This window comes from Aquirufa ecclesiirivi (genome assembly GCF_011250515.1).
GTDB lineage: Bacteria > Bacteroidota > Bacteroidia > Cytophagales > Spirosomataceae > Aquirufa > Aquirufa ecclesiirivi.
The window spans coordinates 304,001-325,498 of the sequence record NZ_JAANOP010000003.1 but is presented as its reverse complement, the minus strand read 5'-3'; the positions used below and the strand labels follow the sequence as shown (position 1 = coordinate 325,498).

The following is a 21,498-nucleotide window of genomic DNA, read 5'->3' as shown; positions in this document are numbered from 1 at the left end:
TTAAATGAAAAAATAATGGATCAGAAAATTATCAACCTGTTTGATGAGTACACACACAAACCATTAAAAAGGGAAGTGTTTTTAGCTAAACTGAGCAAATTAGCTGGAGGAACAGCGGCTGCTTTAGCTATTTTACCCATGTTAGAAGGCAATTATGCCATGGCGAATCAAGTATCAGTTCAAGATGCTGATTTATTGATGGAGGATGTTTCTTATCCTTCTAAAAATTGTAACATGAAAGGCTATTTAGTACAACCGAAATTATCTAAAGGAAAATTAGGTGCTGTATTGGTCATTCATGAAAACAGAGGATTGACTCCACATATCAAGGATGTAACTCGCCGAATTGCCAAAGCAGGATACATTGCTTTGGGTATTGATGCACTTTCTCCCTTTGGAGGAACTCCTGCTAATGAAGATGAAGGACGAGCCTTGTTTGCTAAATTGGATGCGGTGCAGAATTTAGAAAACATTAAGAGTGGTCTGGATTATTTACGAGGATTAAAAAACAGTAATAAAAAAACGGGGGTAGTTGGTTTTTGTTGGGGCGGAGGCATGGTCAATTCCATGGCAGTTATGGACTCTGAATTAACAGCTGCTGTAGCCTATTATGGTCGACAAGCAGAAGTAGCAGATGTTCCCAAGATCAAAGCCAAATTGATGCTGCAATATGCTGGTATGGATGAGCGAATCAATGCTGGGATTCCTGCTTTTGAAGAGGCCTTAAAGGCGAACAAGAAGGATTATCAACTATTTGTGTACGAAGGAGCGCAACATGCCTTTAATAATGATTCTTCTCCAGCACGTTATAATGCTGAAGTGGCTAAATTGGCATGGACAAGAACCATGGGTTTATTTGAGCAAACATTGAAATAATCATACTAGAGGGAAGCTAAAGGCTTCCCTTTTTTTTGAATCATTCAAGGTCTATGGCTGGGTTTTTAGTTCGATATTTTGCTTTTTGTACCTGTTTGCTCCGCCGAACCAATATTATTTGTTCTGAATATGTGCGAATTAGGCGCTGTAAATCAATTTTTTAGGGCAATTTTAATAAAATGAAAAATAGCTGTTTTTTATATCAAAATTGAAGGTATATTTGCTGCCGTTTCTTGAAATATGTCAAGAAAGCAACCAATAATAGTACAATTTTTTGCAAATTTTGCATTCTTACGTTAAACTAATTCGCTTGGTAATAAATTTACGCTCCCACACTTTATAATGGAACAAAAACACAAAAACACGGCTACTGCAGCTGGACTGCTCGTAGCCATGGGTATCATCTACGGAGATATTGGGACATCTCCTTTGTATGTTATGCAGGCCATCATAGGAAAAGATCCTATCAATGAGCTGATGATATTGGGGGGCTTGTCTTGTATTTTTTGGACACTGACCCTTCAAACGACTCTCAAATACGTTATTTTAATTTTACGTGCCGACAACAAGGGTGAAGGAGGAATCTTTGCCTTATTTGCTTTAGTTCGTCGACATGCCAAATGGTTGACTTTACCAGCCATTATCGGCGGAGCCACTTTGTTGGCTGATGGTATCATTACGCCGCCCATTTCAGTTTCTTCTGCTGTAGAAGGATTAAAAATGCTGAAAACCAAAGAGGGTTTACCCTATGTGACAGACACGGTACCTATTGTAATTGTCATATTAACGGGATTGTTTATTTTTCAAATTTTAGGAACCAAGGTTGTAGGTAAGTTATTTGGACCTATCATGTTACTTTGGTTTAGTATGTTAGCCTTGACAGGATTGTTATGGATTGAACATGATTGGAGTATCCTTCGTGCAGTATCTCCTCATTATGCTTGGGCCTTATTAACTTCCCATCAAGCAGGTACTGCAGGTTTCTGGACATTAGGTGCGGTGTTTTTATGTACCACCGGAGCGGAAGCTTTATATTCTGATTTGGGACATTGCGGTCGGGATAATATACGGATCAGTTGGATATTCGTCAAAATAGCTTTGTTGCTTCAATATTTTGGACAAGGGGCTTGGTTATTGCAACATCAAGGGATGTTGCTTGATGGTAGAAAACCTATCTTTGAATTGCTCCCTAGAGAATTTCTATTCACGGGAATTTGTATAGCTACTGCTGCAGCGGTCATTGCAAGTCAGGCCTTAATTTCAGGATCATTTACGCTGATTTCAGAAGCGATACGTTTGAATTTTTGGCCAAAGGTCCGCCTCATATATCCATCAGACCAAAAAGGTCAATTGTATGTTCCTTCTATCAATATTTTTCTTTGGTTGGGATGCGTAGGTGTCGTACTCTGGTTTAAGGAATCTGCGAATATGGAAGCAGCCTATGGTTTGGCAATTACCCTAACCATGTTAATGACTACCTCATTGATGGCTTATTACCTACATATCAAGAAGATTGATATGTGGTGGATACTCTTATTTTTAGTCGTTTATATCTCTTTAGAAGGGGCATTTTTAGTAGCTAATTTGCAGAAATTCTCCCATGGGGGTTATGTGTCCTTGTTTATAGCCGGTGTCATTTTATTGGTTATGTATGTTTGGTTTAGGGCTACTCGTATTAAAAAGGACTTAACGGAATACGAAAAACTAGCAGACTATGTAGAGCCTTTGAAAGAGCTAAGTCGTGATGAAACCATTCCCAAATACGCTACTCACCTGGTATTTATGTCCAACGCAGGTCGTGTTTCTGATATTGAGTCCAAGATTATCTATTCCATCTTCCAACGTAGACCGAAGCGTGCAGATATTTATTGGTTTGTACACGTTGACACGTTAGATGAGCCTTATACTATGGACTATAAGGTAACGGTGATAGAGCCGGATGATATCATCAAGGTGAATTTTAAATTGGGTTTTCGAGTAGAGCAAAGAATCAATTTGTACTTTAGAAAAGTAGTGGAAGAAATGGTGGCCCGTGGAGAAGTGGATATCACCTCCCGTTATAAGTCATTGAATGAGCAAAACGTGATAGGTGATTTCCGATTTGTTGTATTGGAGAAATTTTTATCCTTTGATAATGAATTGCCATTGATGGATCGACTGGTCATGAAGTTTTATTTCTTCTTAAAACAGTTTATGAATTCAGAAGATAAATGGTTTGGTTTAGATAGTGATGCGGTAAAATTGGAGAAAGTACCATTGATTATCAAGCCTATTTCAAAATGTAATTTGAGACGCGTAGACTAATATGAGCACGATATTTAGCAAAATAATTACGGGAGAAATCCCTTGTCACAAAATTGCTGAAAATGAGCAATTTTTAGCTTTCTTGGATGTGATGCCATTAGTGGAAGGACATGTATTAGTAGTGCCAAAAGAAGAGACGGATTATATTTTCGATTTGGCACCGGATCAATTGGCCGACTTGATGAAATTTGCTCAGTCCGTAGCACCTGCCATCCGAAAAGCCATTCCTTGCAAAAGGATAGGGGTAGCGGTTATTGGTTTGGAAGTGCCACATGCTCACGTGCATTTAGTCCCAATGACCACCGCTAATGATTTGAATTTTACCCAAGCAAAATTGCAGGTTAGTCAAGAATCCTTGGCGAAAACGGCTGAATTGATTCGCTCATTTTTGTAGTTATTTCAGAAATCCCTTCAATTTATTCATTTCCAATTGAGGGTTGGCTTTCTCATATACAATCGCATAAACGGCTTCTATAATGGGCAATTGGATTTTATGTTGTCTAGAAATATGGTAAATACTTCTCACCGCATAATATCCTTCTGCAATCATATTCATTTCAATCTGGGCTGATTTGACAGAGTATCCCCGGCCAATCATATTACCAAATGTTCTATTTCTTGAGAACTGAGAATAGGCAGTTACTAATAAGTCGCCCAAGTATCCTGAGCTATTTAAATCACGATTAGTTTCAGGATCTACTGCATCCAAGAATAGCTTTATTTCCTGCATGGCATTGCTAACCAAAACGGCTTGGAAGTTATCACCAAAACCTAAGCCTCGGGTGATACCGCAGGCCATAGCTATGATGTTTTTAATAACAGCACAATACTCCACTCCATATAAATCTTCAATGGCATGGGATTGTAGAAATCGGCTATTTAATAAATTTGAAAAAGACTGAGCCAATGCCAAATTGGGAGATGCAATGGTCAGATAGGACTGTTTTTCCAAAGCCACTTCTTCGGCATGACAAGGGCCAGCGATCACACAGGTTTGACCTAGTGGTAAGTTGAATTCCCTTTCTATCCAATCAGTCACGAGCATATTTTCTTCAGGAATCATGCCCTTGATGGCAGAAACCACTTTTTTGCCCTCGAAATGTTTCTTATTTAGATCTTTTAAGGTACTTGGAATAAAGGCGGCGGGTACAGCTAAAATAATGTATTCTACCCCATGCAAGGCATCAGACATTTTATGGTATGTCTTAACTTTACGTGGATTAATAGCCACATCCGTTAAATAGCTAGGGTTGTGGTTGTATTTTCGGATAAAATCAACATCAGTTTTTCTACGAATCCACCACTTGATTTTAACTTGATTTTCAGACAATATTTTTACTAGAGCAGTTGCCCAACTTCCTCCTCCCAATACCGTAATATGGGTAGGAATTTTTTTCTTAAGTTCCTCGATTTGACTCATAGCGCAAAATTAATTTAAAAAGGTGGAATGAGTTTAGATTAAAAGGAATAAGTAAGTACTCCACCAAAATTATACCCTAGACTTGGGTAATTCAGGTATCGTTGGAAATTTCTATTCAGTAAGTTATTCAAATTAACTCCTAAGGCAAGCTTATCATTAAATTTGAAATTGACATGGCAATTTAAATCAAAAATCTCCTCCATGGCTTTCACTTTTGATTCGGAAGGACTCCAGGCGTATAAACCATTGATGTATTCAATCGTAGGAATGATGGAGAGTTTATTGCCTAACAAGATGGTTCCATTCCAATTGATTTTCCAAGCTGGTCTGTGGAAAGCTTTTTCTAAATCACCCAAAGATTCGTAGTTGTCGTAATTAAATCGAACTGCACTTTTGATGGATTTACTCACTTGTAAGTCAAAGTTTCCAGAAAAGGTAGTTACCTGAACTTTTTTTAGACCACCCACATAAGTGAGGACAAATTGTTTGGGATCAAGTAAGGAATTGGAAATGATTGGTAAATCCGTGTATTCGGAATAGGCAATTTTAAATTCAAAATCGATATCCCCTGCTTTGTCTTTATCTGACCGGTTCGTCCCTTTAATTCCAGCATATAAATTACCCACTTGTGAGGAGTTTTTCAATAGGATAGTAGGAGCCATCCAGGGGTTTTGTTTCACAAAATTGGCATAGGTATTGAATTGAACATCCCCACCTAGGCCTGCAAAAAAGTGGATATAATCTAAGCTAGAAAAGTCAATCAAGAATTGAGGGAAAAAACTTGTTTTAGCAGGCTCAGGGCCATCGCTTGTTTCTTGTAAGAAATGCGCCCCAGCAGAAACAGTGACAAAGTAATTGGAGAATGTGTAAAAGGGTCTAAGTCTAGAAAAACTTCTAGTGAGGGTCATGTCAGGCGTTTTATATTCTGAAAGGATCATTTCTCCACTTAAATTGATGAAGGAGTTTGACTTCAATTTGATTTTGGAATAGAATGAGCCATTGCTCGTTAATTCACTGACATCACTCAAATTACTGATTCTTGAAACATCAATACTGGCATTAAAATCAAAGGTGGATTTGGGAATGTTGGTGCCAAATTTTCCAAAGAAATTATAGGTATCATACACCAAACGCTGATCTCGGAAACTAGGGATTTTTTGCCCTGGCTCAAATCCATAATAGTTGGTGCCTAATTGGGAATAGGCAACATGGGTCTCTAGTTCTAATTTACTATCGGCTCTAGACCGACTCCAAATTTTGATATTATTCAGTTTTTTCTGAGAAAAAATGTCTGCCACCGGGCCTTCTGCATAGGCATCATGAGATAAATAAAAACCTAATCGCTGATCAGCTTTATTGAGGTTTAAGTTTAAATAGGTATATCCAAAACTGCCAGCACCTACTCGAATGATGTTGTTATTCAAGGAATCTAATCCAAAAACCTCCCCATCTCTTGGATTGATTTTTGACCATTTTAAGGAATGTACTTCTTGACTACTCCAATTCAATGGGACTTCGACAGGTTTTTGATTACTTTTCTTGTCGCGAAAAGTAGGAAATTTTATTTTCTCTTGAGAAAGTTTCAATTCTCCTAGATTGACCTCTCGGTTTATTCGAATGGTATCGGCTGTCTGAGGAACAAAAGACATAGCCATTTCGGACTTAACCATTAAGCCAACAAGAATAAAAATATAGCGTAGGTATGAATTGCTCATTGTTCTTTCAATCTATTTTAATCGGCTCTTGGCTAGGTTTCTCACATCATTTTCTTTCGCCATATTTTGGGACAATGCTGTATAATATCCCATGGCTTTATCCTTTTGGTCCAGTGCCATTAAATTATCTGCATACAATAAAAGACCTCTGAAATAGGTTTTTTTAGTACGGATATTCGTAGTAATAACCTTACGAATCAAAGTTTTATCCAATAATTCATCCAATTCTTGGTGTTTCTTTTCTTGGAATAAAAGCTGCGCATACTTCAGTTCTGCTTCTGCACCAATTACAATCTGTTGAACCACAGGACTTAAGTGGTTATTAACACTGATTTTCTGTAGCCATTTCTTGACTAATTCAGGCTGTTGTGCCTCAATTGCTACTTGAAGATAATTTTGGTATAAGGTATTTTTCTCATCTGCTTCATACAGCTCATCCCAAGTAGATGTTAAATTATATAAGGAATCTAACTGTTTCGTTTGCAAATAAATACTAACTAAATTTTCATTGGCCATTTTTTGGTGACGGCTGACTTTGGTATAGGACTTGATAAATTGAAAGGAGCGTATAGCTGTTTCCAATTGTTGATTTATCAAAGCAATCTCTCCAGCTCTTTTGGCTGCACTGATGACTTCTGCTTGCTTAAATTTCTCTTTTTTGTGGATAATTTGCTGGTAATATTCAATGGCACCAGGGTAATCATGAAGGCTATCTGAGCTGGATGCTAGATTCTTCAACAAGGTATTGCTGTTCGTAGAATTAGGATAGATTTTTTGAAATTCCAATAAGGTAGTACGGGCTACATCCCAGCGTTTGCTTTGGTAAAGTTCCATACAATCTTCCCAAAATTTCTCCTCACTGCCATATTCTTGGTAATGCTTTTTCACCCATTCTACCTCAAGGTTCAATCGCTTATACAGGTTTTTAAGCTTATTGACCACGCTAACACGTATGGTATCCCCTTGACTACTAGCTAATTGTTCTTCCTTGTCTTGAATGGCTAATCGTCCCATAGACATTTGATCATCCCCCTGTGAAAGAATGGATAATTTTTCGTAGGTCTGGGATCTAAAATCTAATGCTCTTTTATAATGGACAGAGGTTTTGGCATTTTTTTGTAAAATATCCGAGAAGCCCTTAATCGCTTGTACATAATTTTCTCGCCCACCTTTTTGGTATAAACTAATCCACTGATTTAAGGTTGCGATCTCCTTATTCTTAGAATTCGGGAACTCTTGTAAGAATTTTCCATATAAATCACTCACATCATCGTATCGACGCAGCTTTTCCAGAATCTTGATTTTATCCCATAAATAGCCTTCTTTTTCTTCAGGATTGCCTTTTTCATACGCAATATCTAATAGGCCAATCGTTTGTGCCAACAGGTTATTTTCTTGATATTCACTAGCTTCTTTGGTGGAATTGTACTTCCAAACTTCAATCACTTTTTTACGTGTTGCAGCATTTGCTAATGGAGAATGAAATAAGTTGGAAGCCAAGGCCAGTTGTAATGGTCTTTGTTGATTTAGGTCAATCAAAGTATTCAACAAGGCAGATTTAATTTGATATTTCAAGGTCGAGCTATCCAAGATTAATTCTCTACCCGGATTAGTAGGAATCGGACTTTGGTATAGGGAAGTATAGATTTGAATAAGGTTATTCAAATAAAATTGATGCACTTTTTCTTCCTCCTTATTCAACTTCTGATTCTTCTTTTGAAGGTAATTTTTAGCCAAAAATCCATAGGTTTCTCCTTGCATGACCTTGGCTAAATAGACCAATTGGGGATTGTAAGGGTAGGCTTTCACTTCTTCGATCAAGGCAAACAAGGGATCTACTTGGGCAAGGTTATTTTCTAGGTCAAATAATGAAACGGCCAAGCTATACACTCTTTCTTGATAAGCTTTTTTAAATTCCTCTGTTTGTAGCGCATTAAAGGTGAAAAATTCTTTCACTTGGAATATGCCTGTAGCTTGAATACTGCTTTCACTGATGGCATGGATAATCATGGTATTCAATTTGGCCAGGTGCTTGCTTTGAGGGTATTGTTGTACAAATCCTTTGATTTTACTCATTAAGGCATCAAAATTGCCTTGGTTTTCTACGGCAACGAGCTGATTATAATAGGCGTCTTCTGATAAGGATTTATTCCAATTGATTTCAATGGCTTTACTCAAGCTATGGCTGGCCAATTCATATTGTTTTAAATGAAATTGAGACATCCCAATCTGGTAGTAAACAAGCTGGCTTAATGAATCAGTCAGACTTTCATTACTTGCAATTTTTTTGAGCATGCTTTCACTTGCTTGGTATTGTCCAGATTTGAATAAAGAAAAAGCTTGTTTCAAAGGAATCTCCTCTGTATTGCTTTGAAATACAGACCTTTTACGTTCATTTAGGACCAAATACTGGGCATAAATTTCAGCGGATTTATTGAATTTCCCTTGGTTAAAATAGATATCCCCTAATAGACGAGCTATGTCAGACTTGTCTACTTCTCGAGTATCATGAAGTACAATTGGTTCTGCATAAGCAATTAATTCGGCATACTTTTCAGGGCCCATTTGGTAATATGCCTGAGTAATCATGGTGGGGATTTGTCTCTTGATTTTTACCCAAACAGAATCTGAAAGTGGGACTTGTGCCAACTTTAATGGCGCTTCATCGGCTTTTTTAAGATCAAATATGGCCGCTGAAAATTGCTTTTGATTGAGTTTTAATAAACCGGAATAATAGGAAGCCGCATAGGCTACAGATTCATTATCATCATTACTTAATAATTCAAATAAGCTAAAGGCTTTCGTATTTAGTCCAACTTGCAAATAACATATGGCCAGCTGAAAGCGTATTTCAGGATCAAGAATAGAAACGCGCTGTTCGATGTATTGTATCGCATCTTGGTATTGGCCCGCTTTATAGAGAAAACTTCCGATTTCTTTGACCAAGATGGATGTCTTCAAACTAGAAGGATGATTGGCTATAAATCGTTCTACAGCTACTTTAGCCCGAGTGGTATTGATGTAAAAGTCGCATAAAACGATGAAAAACTCAGCATCTATAATTTCGTTAGAATTGCGGTCAAAGTCCTTGGCATTTTTTTCTAAGAATAAAGAAAATTCCATTCTAGCGGCAGCATAATTAGCTGCGTTGTAATAATCTTTAGCTATCCTAAACTGTTCAGATGGACTTTTGTTGATATTGGAATCTTGAGAATATGCCCGATAGGAAATCATCGTGACCATTCCCAATAGGAATAACAACAGGTAAATGGGTCTATAAAAAAGGGCTGATTTATTTGCCTTCATTGTGTCAATATGCTAATTGGGTATTGTGGACTAATTCAAAATGTACTCTTTTTTTGAAGAGACAGCTAGTCCGATCCCCACTTTTTTAGTGTTTTGTAAAACAAAACGATGGTTCTTAAAATAATTAGTTAAAATACCTTCCACATTGCTTTCGCAATCACTATTCGCTTGAATCTCCTTCACCGTTCCATCGGCCTTAATCTTGATCCTGAAATCAATGGAGCAAGCTGTAGATCCGCTAGGAATCAAACTCTGTAGACTTTTCCCACTTGGCCATTCCCAAATGCCATTGTTGATGGGAAAGGGAATAACAGGTGGTTCTTCCTCCAGCTCTGGACCATCTGGTTGACCCTCGTTAACATCCCCTAGGGCATCAATTCTACCAGGGTTCCCTTTGATCTTATCTTGTTCAGGTGGTCTTACTGCCGGTGTAGGGTCGTCATCGGGCCTGATTTCTGGCGGTAAGAACTTGGTAGTGGTAACCTTAGGGATTTCTTTGGGTGGGGGAGGCGCTAATTCATCCTGTTTTTTGACTGGTGGAGCAGGGGCTAAACGCATCACTTCAGCGGTTACTTCCTTACTTAGGTCTGTTTTATCCTGCTTTGAATCCAGCCAAAGATGTACGCAAAACATCAAAACTATGACAAAAGTAAAAAGAATAGATCCTTGTAAGGCGGATTTGTTTAAAGTAGAAGGATAACTTTTCCTTATTTGAAATGCACCGTATTCTTGATTTCTATGCTGAAATACGATTTCATCTAAAGTAGTAAGTTCTTCTAAATTTGCTGACATAATTAATCTGGCTAACAAAAAATGCTAGGAGGTTGATCCGCTTTAGCTTATAAAACGTTTGCAACCATCACATATTTCCTTTGAAATTTTCTTTGCATCATGCCCATCTGAAAATATACATTTCTTTGTTTATAAAAGTACCATAGACAAAAATGGTTTTAGTATAAAATCATATAATGACCTTCCATTCCTTCCTAAAATTGGGAGAGTAGGATAGGTTAAAGCAATGATTATGTAGGTTTTGGTTAAGTTCAATGTAAAATTATTTCAAAATACAGCTTTTTGGCCTTATTTGCAACATGAATAGACCAATTGGCCTAAATTTACTACCCTTAAGATCTTTTTGTCGGGCAAAGTTCATACAACCAATTCCTTCAAAATTTCAACCTAATGAAATGATTGTTGGAATTATTTCGGAACTTTGACAAGGAATAACCATTGTATGTCAGTGAAATTTTTTACCATCTTATTGTTTGTAATTAGTGGGTCCTTTTTTTCCATGGGTCAAAGGGCTAATGTTAAAGCACCTCAAGAAAAATTGGGAGGTTTTTTGATTTTTGAAAAAGATACTCACGGCTTGATCGCAACGACCAAAGATATTGGTCAATACGATTATCCTAACGCCTTATTAGCCTGTGAAAACCTCGTTTTGAATGGATTTGATGATTGGAGATTACCAAGTCGAGAAGAGTTTGAATTAATTCATCAAAAACTGAATCTCAAAAAAATGAAGTCCAATAATGTATTCAAATCAGCCTGGTATTGGACCTCCACCGAAATAGATCAAGAGCATGCTGTAACCCATAACCTGAATACAGGTATGCAAACAAATTATTTCAAACGATTGAACATGCGGGTTATAGCGGTTAGATCTTTTTAAATCAAACGCCAAACTGTTTTAAATGGTGATCTAGGTGCTTGTAAAGCATGTTATTCCATTCACTTTCTTTTAACATGCCTAAACTTAATGAGGCTTGCTGACAAAGTTGTTCCGCCCCCATTTTTTCAATGTCCGTTATGTAGCTTTTTAGGCGACGCTTTTCATTTTCAAAATCATGAATTTCTACTTTGATAAACGCAGGGGCTGTAGGCGCATTTTTCTGATAGGGAACCTCATTGGTCAAGGTTTTCTTGAGAAATAATTTCAAGATTATTTTCATGAACCAAGGTGGCTGCTGGGTATTTTCGCCCTTAATTTGTTCATAGGGAACACAGAGATGTGCCAACATTTGAGCCACATGCATCTTTCCCCATAATGCTGGAGAATCAGGTTGCAGGGCATCAATTCGCTCAAAAATTTGTCGACTTGTTTCAGATGAAAAAATGGATGGAAAAGGCATGCTAGTGGTTTTATTTTTTCAATGTTAGTTCTTTCCCAGAAAATTTCCAATGCTGAACATGATAAAGTTCGCTTTTTCTGTCTTTATTTTTTGTGAATGTAACTTGCTCTAAATCAATACTATCTGCTTCAATGACTCGGTAAGCCTGATCGCATTCAATTTCAATATCCTTTAATTTGATTTCTTTGATCGGCATTTCAGGTAAGCCCCGAATAAGTAAACCTGTGGCAGCGCCTTTTACACGAATACCCTCTGCCCATATAGATCTAAATTGTGGAGTTCCTTCGTTGATGGCCATAGCTGCTATCACAGGCTTTTCCTCACCATTCCCAAAAGTGCTCAATGGATCTTTTCCTTGGTAATACATGTCAAACAAGATGGCTTCTCCAGCAATATTTTTCATGAGGATATCACGGATATAGACGTTTTCTACGATTCCGCCTCGACCCCTAGCGGTTTTAAATCGAAGCCCTACATCCGTTCCTAAAAACTGACAATTAGAAACAAATATATCATGTACTCCACCCGACATTTCACTTCCAACTACCACACCCCCATGTCCATGAAATACTTGGCATTGATCTATCCAGATATGGGCACTAGGTCTCGCTCTTTTTCGACCCTCTTCATCCTTTCCTGATTTAAGACAAATTCCATCGTCTCCGACATCAAAACTGCTATTTTTAACTAAAACATATTCACAAGATTCAATGTCTATCCCATCTCCATTTTGTGCAAACCAAGGGTTTTTTACTTTTATTTGATTGACAGTCAGGTGTTTGCAAAGTAGTGGGTGAATGTTCCATGTAGGGGAATTTTGGAAGGTTACACCCTCCAACAATATTTGCTCACATTCAATCAAGCTAATCATGTTAGGCCTTAAAAATTCTTTAATTTCTTGGGCATTTTCGATATTCCAACCTGCAGCAACTACTCCTGGACGGTCTATATTTGCAGCTTTTAATGCGCCAGCCGTAGGGTACCAAGTGTCCTTAGATTCATTTATTACGCCACCTGATTTCACTAAAGTGGCCCATTCACCAGCGGTTAATTTACCTTTCTTAACGGGTCGCCAAGCTTCACCAGCGCCATCGATGATTCCAGCCCCAGTGATGGCGATATTATTAGCCTGATATGCTGAAATGGGTGATTGTGCTCGAATAGCTTCCACTCCTTCCCAATAGGTTTTCACCAAAGGGAAATCGGTACTTTGATGGCTGAATTGCAGCAAAGTACCAGCTTCCAAATGTAAGTTAACCTGCGATTTTAATACAATAGGGCCACTCAACCAAAAGCCTGCGGGAATGTTAACTACACCGCCTCCTTGGGCAGAACAGAGGTCTATCGCTTGTTGGATTGCTGCCGTATTTAGATATGTCGGAGATGATTTTGCCCCATAAGAGACAATCGAAAATGTGTCTTTTTTAAATGCCGTTCCTGCTACTAGCGGTAATTCATATTGATATTTCTGACTAAAAGCTGATTTTTTAAGGAAGCTTCTTAGCGCTTCATTGGAATCAAAAATGGCGGAGGCAACAGCCTGAGCCATCCAAGATGCACCATACACAGAAAAGTGGGTGTCATCTGCTACGCCTTTCATGAACTTTTTAAAGATTCCAGCTGGGTAGTGAAGGTATATTTTTTTGGAATGTTCGGGACCTAGTTTTTCTATCTGTGCCCGACTGATTTTCTCTAAATCGATAAGTAAAACTTTTTCTTGTTTGGCCACTTCACGAACCACTTGTGGGTATTCGCCATGTTGGTCCACGAATGTACCTGTAGAGTCAAATTTTCTTCTTTGTATGGAGGTTAATAGTACAGGAATCCCCCCTTTAGAACGGGTTTCCTTTACGTAGCGAGTCAGGTTTTCACGGTAATCGGTTTGTGCAGCGGCATATCGGCTCGTATCGGAAAATTTGGCATCATTATGGCCAAATTGGATGAACACATAATCACCCTTTTTAATTTGTTGGAATACCTTAGCCCATCTACCTTCGCGACGAAAGCTTTTGGTACTCCGACCGTTATAGGCATGGTTTTGAACTTCAACAGCTTCATTGAATAAATGAGCAAAAGGCATACCCCAGCCTGTTTCAGGATAATCTGCTGGAACCTTATCTGCCATGGTAGAATCTCCAATGAGAAAAACCCGTAGTGGCTCTGAGGCTTGGAAACTAAAAAGAGCCAAGCTTATAAAAAGGAATAATAGGCGAGTTTTCATAGACAGTGTTTTCATTGTCTATAAAAGAAAATCAGGGGTCAAATATACCCGTAGACTTAGCGATTAATCGCCACGCTACTTAAAATCGATTGGATAATCTGAAGCGTACTTATATTATCTGCTTCCGCCACATAATTTAATATGATGCGATGATTTAATACGTCGGGGGCCATTTCCTTGATATCCTCAGGCAACACATAATCTCGTCCTTCCAAATAGGCCATCACTTTTGCGGCAAGATTTAAGTGGATACTTGCCCGTGGAGAAGCACCGAATTGGATGTAATTGGCTTCTTGAACTAATCCATATTCGGCGGGATTTCGAGTAGCAAAAATGAGCTCAATGATGTATTTTTCAAGGGTTTCACTGATCGTAATCTGGTTGATTTCCTTTCTGATTTTTTGAATATCTTCCAAATTCATCATGGTTTTCACTTCATATTGGAAGTCCATGTTCGACATTTTACGCATCACTTCTAATTCCTGTTCTTTGTCTAAGTAATTCAGGAATACTTTCAGCATGAAGCGATCTACTTGAGCTTCAGGTAAGGGAAATGTTCCTTCTTGTTCTACAGGATTCTGAGTAGCTAAAACCAAAAAGGGTTTATCTAAAGGATAGGTAGTGTCACCGATAGTTACTTGTTTTTCTGCCATGGCCTCCAACAAGGCAGATTGTACTTTAGCAGGGGCGCGGTTTATTTCATCCGCCAAGATGATTTGAGCAAAAATAGGTCCCTTTTTTACTTCAAACTCATTTTTTAGAGGATTGTAAATCATGGTACCTACCAAATCGGCGGGTAATAAATCTGGGGTAAATTGAATACGGTGAAAGTTGAGATCGAGAATTTTAGCTAATGTATTAATGGTCAAGGTTTTTGCTAAGCCTGGAACACCTTCTAATAGCACATGGCCTCCTGTAAATAGGCCAACTAACAGTCGATTGATCAACCTTTCTTGGCCTACTACTACTTTACTCATCTCCTGTAAGAGGGCATTTATTTTTTCTCTAGATTCCATTGTATCAGTAATTTTTTATCCCTTTGGAGTTTACCATTTTTTAAAAATAACATAAACTGCCAGAAGTATTAGGCCAAATCCCAAGAAATGATTCCAAGCTAGTTTTTCGGACTTGACAACGAAAATAAGAAAAAGGGTGAAGACTATTAGGGAAATAGCTTCTTGAATGGTTTTTAATTCAAAAAAGGAGTAAGGGCCGCCATTATCTTTAAATCCAATTCGATTGGCAGGTACTTGCATCATATATTCAAAAAAGGCGAGTCCCCAGCTGAAAAATATGATGGTCCAAATGCCCGCATGCTTCAGCCAGGAACTTTCTTTCCATTGTAAATGCCCATACCAAGCCAAGGTCATAAAGACATTGGATAATACGAGCAATGCAATGGTGATGACTCCTCTCATTTAGTTTATTTTCTTGTATCGGATACGCTTAGGGTTAATGTCATTGCCCAAGCGTTTTTTTCTAGCTTCTTCGTATTCTGAATAATTCCCTTCAAACCAAGTAACCTGAGAGTCACCTTCAAAGGCTAAAATATGGGTAGCGATACGGTCTAAGAACCACCTATCGTGAGAGATGACCACCGCACAACCCGCAAAATTCTCCAAACCTTCTTCCAGGGCACGGAGTGTATTTACATCCAAGTCGTTGGTTGGCTCATCCAGAAGTAATACGTTAGCACCTTCTTTTAACATCATGGATAGATGCACTCGGTTACGTTCTCCACCAGAAAGGTTGCCGATTTTTTTCTCTTGATCAGCTCCGTTGAAATTGAATTTACTCACGTAGGCACGTGCATTACTTTGCTTTCCACCCAACATCACCCAATCATTTCCATCTGAAATAGTTTCAAAAACAGATTTTTCAGCTTTTAATTGATGGTGTTCCTGATCCACATAGGCTAGTTGTACCGTTTCTCCTACCTCAAAGCTTCCTGTATCGGGTTGTACCTGTCCTGTGATGAGTTTAAACAAAGTAGTTTTACCCGCACCGTTGGGTCCGATAATACCGACAATACCCGCAGGAGGCAATGAAAAACTTAAGTTCTCAAAAAGTAATTTGTCCCCATATGATTTAGAAACACCTTGTACTTCAATGACCTTATTTCCCAAACGTGGACCTGCAGGGATATAGAGTTCTAATTTATCTTCTTTCTGTTTATTTTCTTCCGAAAGGAGTTTTTCATAGGCGCCGATACGCGCTTTAGATTTGGCTTGTCGTGCTTTAGGAGCCATTCTTACCCATTCCAATTCTCGTTGTAAAGTCTTCTGACGACGCGACTCCGTTTTTTCCTCTTGGGCCAAACGGTTTTGCTTTTGCTCCAACCAAGAGGTATAATTTCCTTTCCAAGGAATACCTTCACCACGGTCTAGTTCCAAAATCCAACCAGCTACATTATCCAAGAAGTAACGATCGTGGGTTACTGCAATGACCGTTCCTTTGTATTGACGTAAATGTTCTTCTAACCACCAAACGGACTCCGCATCCAAGTGGTTGGTCGGCTCATCGAGTAATAAGACATCAGGCTCTTGAAGTAAGAGGCGGCATAAGGCTACACGTCTTTTTTCTCCCCCCGACAAGGTACTAATAAGGGCATCGGATGGTGGACAACGCAATGCATCCATCGCCTTTTCCAAACGGTTATCTAGTTCCCAAGCATTGAAATGATCTAATTTTTCTTGCACTTCGCCTTGTCGAGATAATAATTTGTCAAAGTCTGCATCGGGTTCTGCAAAGGCCTCATTGATTTCATCAAATTCCCTCAACAAGTTTTTAATTTCGGCTACACCTTCTTCTACAACATCCAATACAGTTTTATTGGGATCCAATTGTGGTTCTTGTTCCAATAAACCGACGGTATATCCAGGAGAAAAGACGACTTCCCCTGTGTAGGATTTATCGATGCCCGCAATAATTCGAAGTAAAGTAGACTTACCTGAACCATTGAGACCGAGCACACCAATTTTGGCTCCATAAAAGAATGAAAGGTAAATATTTTTTAAAATGGTTTTCTGTGGAGGGATCGTTTTGGAGACCCTTTCCATGGAAAATATGATCGTTTCGTTGCTCATGTGGGGTTTGAAATTTTAATAAGCTACAAATATCGGAAAAAGCTGGAAACAGTTTCTTGATTATTTTTGGATTACCTATATTTTTAAAAAGATTATTAATTCAAAATGTTTAGAGATTTATTAAAATTTAAATAATTTAGGGCTTTGTAAAAAGATAGTTTAAACCACACCTAATTTTTGAGCCAAGGTATTTGCCTGAAGCTCTCTCAGATCAACAAGATGGAAGCAACCACCTCCAATGAATACGGGTTTTGTCAGGATGGCAAAGTCTATATCAAAGCATTTCTTAACTTTCCTGAGCGTGAAATAGGCTTTGTTCGTAATACAGAACAAGAAGCACTTCAGTATTTTGTCAATCGATTTGAATTGGCCAAGAAAAAAGTAGCTGATCTATCCAACGAAGTAAAGGAAGTTCAAAACAAAGGGTCATTTTTGACCAAAGTAGTTCAAATGAAAGCTTATTTAGCTGAGTTTGATGGTTTAGGAGATTTTAAACCTTTGTTTGATGAATTAGAACGGATAGAAGAGTTTTTACGCTCGTTGATTCAACAAAATCAAGTAAAGAATTTAGAGATTAAACGGGCACTCATTGAGGATGCAAAAAACGCTGCTCATGGAGAAGATGTTCTGTTAGCTACCGAACAATTGGTAGAAATTAAATCCAAATGGGTTAAAACAGGTCCTGTAGATCGCCAGTTTCAAGATGAATTAACAGATACTTTTCAAGCTATTCTAGAAGCATTTTTCCTACGTAGAAGGGTTTATTTTGAAGAAAAGAATCGAATCATCGATGAAAAAATAGCCAAACTTCAAGGATTTATTGATGGGGTGCATCAATTGAGAAAAGCACCCGATATCGATGATTCAGTAGGTAAAGTAAAAGAATTACAAAAGGAATGGAAAACCGTATTAGGTTTACCTCCCAAGAAACAATCCATGCTTTGGAAGAATTTCAAAAAGGCAAACGATATGTTTTTTGAAAAATACAATCGAATTAAGGGCATTGAAGTTAAGCCGCGTATTGACCCTCGCATGCAGGAGTTAGTGGCCATGACCCAAGAATTGGAATCAAATTTAAGCGATCAGGTTAACATGCCGGCTATAGCCGATAAGGCAAAGGCCTATTTGGTAAAATGGAAAGAAATTACCGCTCAAATGAAATCCTTGGATCGTAGTTTGGCTGAGCGTTTCAGAACCATTTGCGATAAGATCTTTGAAATGAATTATCTGCTACGCGTTATCTCATATCGCCATCCAGCATTGAACGATAAGCCAAGAATAGAGCAATTAAAAATCATGATTAATCAGATGGATTACATGACCAAAAAAGAGCGAAGTGAATTGGAAAGTTTTATCGCCCAAGCTGAGCAAGATCGCCAAATGGAAGAGAAACCAATCCAAAGTAAAATCAACACGCAAAAGCGTAAAATCAGCATGAAGGAGATACTCTTGACTGGATTTAAAATGGAATTAGATCAATTACTCAACGCTTAGTCCCATTTGAAGGGCTAAGTCCATCAAGTTTAGCCCATCAAAGGTTCCTGATGACATCATCAACAGGTTGCTTTGTGCCCAAGACTGTGTGTGTAAATAAGCCATTAAATCAGCGGGATTTCTCAGGATAAGTAGATGGGGGTGCTCAAAATACTGTTGTACTTGATCATCTTCCAATCGGTCCATTCTTTTTATTTCACGGGCATGTTCGCTTAAATAGATCACTGCTACATCAGCAGCCTGTAAAGTCTTGGCATAATGCGGTAAAAATGCAGGATTTAAGCTACTGAACGTATGTAATTCTAGGCATGCAATCAGCTTTCTTTGTGGATATTGACTCTTGACCGCCTGGGTAGTTGCTTTTACTTTCGATGGAGCATGGGCAAAATCCTTATAGAATAAACAAGAATCCGATTTCCCAACCAGCTCTAGCCGTTTAGCCGCACCTTTGAATGATTGTATGGCTTGGTAAAAATCATTCGTAGAAACACCCACTTGTTCGCAAAGTAAACGGGCTCCATTCAAGTTTTTCAAACTATGTTCTCCAAATATCTGGATTTCGTAATCTTTTCCATCCAAACCTTTTAAAATGGTTTGTCCGTTTTTGATGTAGGAAGGGTGAGCTGCATAGCCTGTTTTTTCGGTATGATTTGGGCAAGACTCCGTTAATTGTTCCAGTATGGTATCCGTTTGGTCGAAAAATAAAGTACCAGCCTTCGGCATGGACTTGATTAATTCTTCAAAAGAAGCCGTGTAGGATTCGAAAGTCGGGTATACATTAATATGATCCCAAGCAATCCCAGAAATCAAAGCAATATGGGCTTGGTATAATAAGAACTTCGCCCTTCTGTCGATAGGCGAAGCCAAATATTCATCTCCTTCAATAACGATGATAGGAGCATCTGATAATGATGCCATGAAGTCGAAACCTTCTAGACGCGCACCCACTAAATAATCAAATTTTTTATGGAGTGTTTTGAGCACGTGAAGCACCATGGATGTAATACTGGTTTTCCCATGGCTACCTGCAATAACGATACGTTGCTTGTTTTTACTGTGTTCGTACAAGAAGGAAGGATAAGATTCTATACGAAGACCTAATTCTTGAGCTTTTAGTAATTCGGGATTATCCAGACGAGCATGCATGCCTACAATCACGCAATCTAAATCTGTTGTGATTTTCTCAGGATACCATCCGAAGTGCTCAGGTAAAATACCATGTTGGTCAAGTAAACTTTTAGAAGGTTCGTAGATTTCATCATCTGAACCGGTAATTTTATATCCTTGAACCTGAAGAGCTAAGGCTAGATTATGCATCGCCGCACCACCTATAGCGATAAAATGAATTTTTGGCATGTAACATTGTATAGAATAGTTTGCAAAGTACATACTTTTATTGCAGTTTTGCACGTTTTTCCACAATTCGAGAGTACTCGTTTTTTAATTTGGTAAGTATCCATGAAAAATTACATCGATCTAATTGATCAAACCATTGAATTCCCTACCAGAGAATTTAATATCAATGAGAACAATGAGTTATTGTTTAATAATGTGCCTTTGATGGAGATTATTAAACAGTATGGTACGCCATTAAAATTATCCTATTTACCCAAGATTGGTGAGCATATCGATAATGCCAAATTATTGTTTAGAAATGCAATTAAGAAGTACAATTACAAAGGAAATTATACCTATTGTTATTGTACCAAATCATCTCATTTCTCCTTTGTTTTGGATGAGGTAATTAAGCAGCATGTACATTTAGAGACGAGTAGTGCCTTTGATATCCCGATTATCCGTGATATGTATGAGCGTGGAAAAATCTCTAAATCAACGTATATTTTATGCAATGGCTACAAGCAGCCATTGTATACGCAATACATCTCTGAATTTATCAATGAAGGTTTCAACTGCATTCCAATTTTGGATAATTTGAAGGAAATTGATTTTTATGAGAAGTCGGTTACAGCGGATAAGGTAAACTTGGCCATTCGCATTGCAACGGATGAGGAACCTGATTTTGCTTTTTATACTTCTCGTTTGGGAGTACGCTATTCCGATGTAAATACCTTGTATTTGGAGAAAATTAAGCCTAATCCTCGTTTTAATTTGAAGATGTTGCATTTCTTCATCAATACAGGAATTAAAGATAGTGCTTATTATTGGTCGGAGTTAAGTCGATTTATTTACAAGTATTGTGAGATTAAAAAAATATGTCCAGAATTGGATTCCATTGATTTAGGTGGAGGCTTACCGATTCAGACATCCCTGCAATTTAATTATGATTATCAGGCCATGGTGGATGAGATTGTAGAATCAATCTCTTGGATTTGTAATAAAAACAACGTGCCTGTTCCGAATATTTTTACTGAATTTGGATCTTATTCAGTAGGGGAAAGTGGAGCTGTTTTATATGAGATTATTGATCAAAAATTGCAAAACGACAAGGAGCTTTGGTATATGATTGATGGATCTTTCATTACTCAATTGCCAGATTCTTGGGGAATGAACCAAAAGTACATTATGCTACCTGTGAATAATTGGGGTTCGCCTTATCAAAAAGTGAATTTAGGAGGCTTGACTTGTGATTCCATGGATTTTTATAATACGGAAGCGCATAGTTCTGACTTGTATTTACCTATTTTTGAGGAAGCTTCGGAGCGACAATACGTTGGGTTCTTCCACACGGGAGCCTATCAGGAGTCTTTGGGAGGTTATGGAGGTATTCAACATTGTTTAATTCCAGCACCTAAACATGTGATTATAGATCGTTTGGAGGATGGAACCGTAACAACTCGCTTGTTTTCAGAGGAGCAAAATAGTAGCTCTATGTTGAATATTCTAGGTTATAACCAAGCGGTGACGATACAGCAGGAAGAGGATTTGAAAGCGAAAATTGAGCTTGAGATTAAATCAAAAACTAAATTAGCATCTGTTTAAAATC

General features: G+C 38.1%; 16 protein-coding genes. 6 read left to right on the top strand and 10 right to left on the bottom strand.

Annotation, left to right across the window (positions count from 1 at the left end):
* The first annotated feature begins 15 nt into the window (after window positions 1–15).
* From G9H65_RS06660 to G9H65_RS06650, 3 genes are all read left to right on the top strand, one after another.
* Complete coding sequence (locus G9H65_RS06660; RefSeq protein ID WP_166374567.1) at window positions 16–876, top strand: dienelactone hydrolase family protein; 861 nt, start codon at window positions 16–18, stop codon at window positions 874–876.
* A 342-nt stretch (window positions 877–1,218) separates the two neighbouring features.
* A complete protein-coding gene (locus tag G9H65_RS06655; protein WP_205753257.1) occupies window positions 1,219–3,180 on the top strand; it encodes a KUP/HAK/KT family potassium transporter in 1,962 nt (653 codons plus the stop codon).
* 1 nt (window position 3,181) lies between these two features.
* Window positions 3,182–3,574 carry an HIT family protein gene (locus tag G9H65_RS06650; RefSeq protein ID WP_166374566.1) on the top strand — a complete coding sequence of 131 codons (393 nt, stop codon included), beginning with the start codon at window positions 3,182–3,184 and terminating at the stop codon, window positions 3,572–3,574.
* Here G9H65_RS06650 and G9H65_RS06645 read toward each other — a convergent pair whose 3' ends face one another.
* The 4 genes from G9H65_RS06645 to G9H65_RS06630 are packed head-to-tail and all read right to left on the bottom strand — an operon-like array spanning window position 3,575 to window position 10,413.
* The gene (locus G9H65_RS06645; RefSeq protein WP_166374565.1) at window positions 3,575–4,600 is read right to left on the bottom strand and encodes an NAD(P)H-dependent glycerol-3-phosphate dehydrogenase; all 1,026 of its coding nucleotides are present in this window, start codon (window positions 4,598–4,600) and stop codon (window positions 3,575–3,577) included.
* A gap of 38 nt (window positions 4,601–4,638) precedes the next feature.
* On the bottom strand, window positions 4,639–6,315 hold the full coding sequence (locus G9H65_RS06640; protein WP_166374564.1) for a hypothetical protein: 1,677 nt from the start codon (window positions 6,313–6,315) through the stop codon (window positions 4,639–4,641).
* A 12-nt stretch (window positions 6,316–6,327) separates the two neighbouring features.
* Window positions 6,328–9,621: a hypothetical protein gene (locus G9H65_RS06635; protein WP_166374563.1), complete on the bottom strand. Its 3,294-nt coding sequence runs from the start codon at window positions 9,619–9,621 to the stop codon at window positions 6,328–6,330.
* Between the two features lie 30 nt (window positions 9,622–9,651).
* Complete coding sequence (locus G9H65_RS06630; protein ID WP_166374562.1) at window positions 9,652–10,413, bottom strand: hypothetical protein; 762 nt, start codon at window positions 10,411–10,413, stop codon at window positions 9,652–9,654.
* Window positions 10,414–10,855: 442 nt separating this feature from the next.
* On the opposite strand from G9H65_RS06630, the gene G9H65_RS06625 reads away from it, so the two are divergent.
* Entirely contained in the window at window positions 10,856–11,293 is a 438-nt protein-coding gene (locus G9H65_RS06625) for an Lcl domain-containing protein (RefSeq protein ID WP_166374561.1), read from the top strand.
* Window position 11,294: 1 nt separating this feature from the next.
* Here G9H65_RS06625 and G9H65_RS06620 read toward each other — a convergent pair whose 3' ends face one another.
* The 5 genes from G9H65_RS06620 to ettA are packed head-to-tail and all read right to left on the bottom strand — an operon-like array spanning window position 11,295 to window position 17,060.
* The gene (locus G9H65_RS06620; RefSeq protein ID WP_166374560.1) at window positions 11,295–11,753 is read right to left on the bottom strand and encodes a DUF1569 domain-containing protein; all 459 of its coding nucleotides are present in this window, start codon (window positions 11,751–11,753) and stop codon (window positions 11,295–11,297) included.
* A 10-nt stretch (window positions 11,754–11,763) separates the two neighbouring features.
* Window positions 11,764–13,974 (bottom strand): glycosyl hydrolase family 28 protein, encoded by a 2,211-nt coding sequence (locus G9H65_RS06615; protein WP_166374559.1) that lies wholly within the window; start codon window positions 13,972–13,974, stop codon window positions 11,764–11,766.
* A gap of 56 nt (window positions 13,975–14,030) precedes the next feature.
* A complete protein-coding gene (locus G9H65_RS06610; protein ID WP_166374558.1) occupies window positions 14,031–14,990 on the bottom strand; it encodes an AAA family ATPase in 960 nt (319 codons plus the stop codon).
* A gap of 30 nt (window positions 14,991–15,020) precedes the next feature.
* The gene (locus G9H65_RS06605) at window positions 15,021–15,392 is read right to left on the bottom strand and encodes a DMT family protein (protein ID WP_166374557.1); all 372 of its coding nucleotides are present in this window, start codon (window positions 15,390–15,392) and stop codon (window positions 15,021–15,023) included.
* Complete coding sequence (ettA, locus tag G9H65_RS06600; RefSeq protein WP_166374556.1) at window positions 15,393–17,060, bottom strand: energy-dependent translational throttle protein EttA; 1,668 nt, start codon at window positions 17,058–17,060, stop codon at window positions 15,393–15,395.
* A gap of 219 nt (window positions 17,061–17,279) precedes the next feature.
* Here ettA and G9H65_RS06595 point away from each other — a divergent pair, with 219 nt between their 5' ends.
* Window positions 17,280–18,554 carry a DUF349 domain-containing protein gene (locus tag G9H65_RS06595; RefSeq protein ID WP_166374555.1) on the top strand — a complete coding sequence of 425 codons (1,275 nt, stop codon included), beginning with the start codon at window positions 17,280–17,282 and terminating at the stop codon, window positions 18,552–18,554.
* On the opposite strand, the gene G9H65_RS06590 is transcribed toward G9H65_RS06595, so the two are convergent.
* A complete protein-coding gene (locus tag G9H65_RS06590) occupies window positions 18,540–19,910 on the bottom strand; it encodes a UDP-N-acetylmuramate--L-alanine ligase (protein WP_166374554.1) in 1,371 nt (456 codons plus the stop codon). The two genes, G9H65_RS06595 and G9H65_RS06590, sit on opposite strands and share 15 nt — an antisense overlap.
* A 102-nt stretch (window positions 19,911–20,012) precedes the next feature.
* On the opposite strand from G9H65_RS06590, the gene G9H65_RS06585 reads away from it, so the two are divergent.
* Window positions 20,013–21,494, top strand: coding sequence for a type III PLP-dependent enzyme domain-containing protein (locus G9H65_RS06585; protein WP_166374553.1), 1,482 nt, complete (start codon window positions 20,013–20,015; stop codon window positions 21,492–21,494).
* Window positions 21,495–21,498 lie beyond the last annotated feature (4 nt).

Bases quoted from the DNA above. Each gene is read 5' to 3' on its own strand.
- G9H65_RS06650 (WP_166374566.1), top strand. From the start codon at position 3,182: ATGAGCACGATATTTAGCAAAATAATTACGGGAGAAATCCCTTGTCAC.
- G9H65_RS06635 (WP_166374563.1), bottom strand. From the start codon at position 9,621: ATGAAGGCAAATAAATCAGCCCTTTTTTATAGACCCATTTACCTGTTG.
- G9H65_RS06645 (WP_166374565.1), bottom strand. From the start codon at position 4,600: ATGAGTCAAATCGAGGAACTTAAGAAAAAAATTCCTACCCATATTACG.
- G9H65_RS06620 (WP_166374560.1), bottom strand. From the start codon at position 11,753: ATGCCTTTTCCATCCATTTTTTCATCTGAAACAAGTCGACAAATTTTT.
- G9H65_RS06595 (WP_166374555.1), top strand. From the start codon at position 17,280: ATGGAAGCAACCACCTCCAATGAATACGGGTTTTGTCAGGATGGCAAA.
- G9H65_RS06585 (WP_166374553.1), top strand. From the start codon at position 20,013: ATGAAAAATTACATCGATCTAATTGATCAAACCATTGAATTCCCTACC.
- G9H65_RS06640 (WP_166374564.1), bottom strand. From the start codon at position 6,315: ATGAGCAATTCATACCTACGCTATATTTTTATTCTTGTTGGCTTAATG.
- G9H65_RS06610 (WP_166374558.1), bottom strand. From the start codon at position 14,990: ATGGAATCTAGAGAAAAAATAAATGCCCTCTTACAGGAGATGAGTAAA.
- G9H65_RS06625 (WP_166374561.1), top strand. From the start codon at position 10,856: ATGTCAGTGAAATTTTTTACCATCTTATTGTTTGTAATTAGTGGGTCC.
- G9H65_RS06605 (WP_166374557.1), bottom strand. From the start codon at position 15,392: ATGAGAGGAGTCATCACCATTGCATTGCTCGTATTATCCAATGTCTTT.
- G9H65_RS06615 (WP_166374559.1), bottom strand. From the start codon at position 13,974: ATGAAAACTCGCCTATTATTCCTTTTTATAAGCTTGGCTCTTTTTAGT.
- G9H65_RS06590 (WP_166374554.1), bottom strand. From the start codon at position 19,910: ATGCCAAAAATTCATTTTATCGCTATAGGTGGTGCGGCGATGCATAAT.
- G9H65_RS06660 (WP_166374567.1), top strand. From the start codon at position 16: ATGGATCAGAAAATTATCAACCTGTTTGATGAGTACACACACAAACCA.
- G9H65_RS06630 (WP_166374562.1), bottom strand. From the start codon at position 10,413: ATGTCAGCAAATTTAGAAGAACTTACTACTTTAGATGAAATCGTATTT.
- G9H65_RS06655 (WP_205753257.1), top strand. From the start codon at position 1,219: ATGGAACAAAAACACAAAAACACGGCTACTGCAGCTGGACTGCTCGTA.
- ettA (WP_166374556.1), bottom strand. From the start codon at position 17,060: ATGAGCAACGAAACGATCATATTTTCCATGGAAAGGGTCTCCAAAACG.